This is a genomic window from Plantibacter sp. CFBP 13570, from assembly GCF_014841395.1.
Lineage (GTDB): Bacteria > Actinomycetota > Actinomycetes > Actinomycetales > Microbacteriaceae > Plantibacter > Plantibacter auratus.
On sequence record NZ_JACYTW010000133.1, the window covers coordinates 1 to 1,422 of the forward strand.

Sequence of the window (1,422 nt, forward strand, 5' to 3'; positions counted from 1 at the left end):
GGGCGCGCCTCGGCGGGGGCGGCCGAGGCGTCCGATGCGTCGGTCGGCGGGAGCGAGACGGCGGGGCCGGCGTGTGCCGACCCCGCCTCACTCCGCCGGGTGGCGGAGGCACTCATCAGGAGATCGCTGCCGCCCACTTCTCGGCGAGCAGCGAGGTGGCCTGCTCGGTCTGCTCGGGGGTGAACTGCACGAGGTCGGCGGGCATCTCGCCCACGGCGTCGAGGGCCTTCTGGTCGACGGTGTCGGCCTCGACCATCGCGGCGAGGGTCGACGGGTACGCGCCGGCGGCGAGGTACAGGTTCTGCGCCTCGGGGCTGAAGATGAACTCCTGCCAGAGTCGCGCGGCCGCGGGGTGCGGGGCGTCCACGTTGATGGCCTGGTTGTAGTAGCTGCCGACGGCCGAACCCGGGAGGACGGTGGTCTTCCAGTTGCGCTGGCCCTCGTTCTCGGTCGCCGCGGCGAGGTTGTTGTAGCTCCAGTCGATCACGACGGGGGTCTCACCCGAGGCGATGGTCGCGGGGGTCGGGTCGAGGGGCAGGAAGTTGCCCGCCTGGTTGAGCTTCTGGAAGAAGTCGACACCGGGCTGGATGTCGTCGGCCGAACCACCGGACTGCAGCGCGGCGAGGTAGACGCCGGCTGCGGCTGCGCCGGCCTGGGTCGGGTCGCCGTTCAGCGCGACCTTGCCCGCGAACTCGGAGCCGAGGAGGTCGTCGAGCGACTTCGGCGCCGGGACGGCGTCCGCGTCGTAGCCGATGGAGACGAGGCCGGTGTAGTCGTAGACCCACAGGCCGGTCTTCTCCTTCGAGCCCTCCGGGATGTCGTCCCAGTTTGCGACCTGGTACGGCGCGAACTGGTCGAGGTTGTCGAGGGCGACGGCGGAGCCGAGGTCGAAGACGTCGGGAGCGGTGTCCTGACCCTGCTGGTTCTTCGCGGCCGTGATCTCCTCGGCGCTCGAGACGTCGGGGTCGGCCGAGTTGACCGTGATGTCGTACTTGTCCTCGAACGCGGAGATGATCTTCCCGTAGTTCGCCCAGGTGTCGGGAAGGGCGATGACGTTCAGCTGGCCCTCGGCCTTCGCCGCCTCGACGAGCGCGTCCATCCCGCCGAAGTCCTCGGCGGAGGTCGCCTGCTTGGCGTCGACGTCGGAGCCGGCTCCGGTGTCCGCTCCGGCGGAGCATGCGGTGAGCGCGGTCGCTGCGAGTGCAACGATGGCGAGGGCGGTCATACGCCTGGTGTTCACGGTTCCTCCAGTGACGTCGGCGGCCGCCCGTGCTGTCGGGCCGTCGGATACCGCGTCCGTCGTCTGGAGGACAAGCTAGGGTCGCGACGTAGCGCGATCGGGGCCTGCCGGTGTCGCGCAGGTGAACAGTGCCCTTCGACAAGCTCAGGGACCGGGCGGGGGGGGGCTCAGGGACCGGGCGG

1 protein-coding gene is annotated in these 1,422 nt (G+C 70.6%); it reads right to left on the minus strand.

Features of this window, described 5'->3' with window-relative positions; translation table 11 throughout:
- Window positions 1-115: 115 nt before the first annotated feature.
- A complete protein-coding gene (locus IFT89_RS19860) occupies window positions 116-1,225 on the minus strand; it encodes an ABC transporter substrate-binding protein (protein ID WP_079705012.1) in 1,110 nt (369 codons plus the stop codon).
- Window positions 1,226-1,422: the final 197 nt, after the last annotated feature.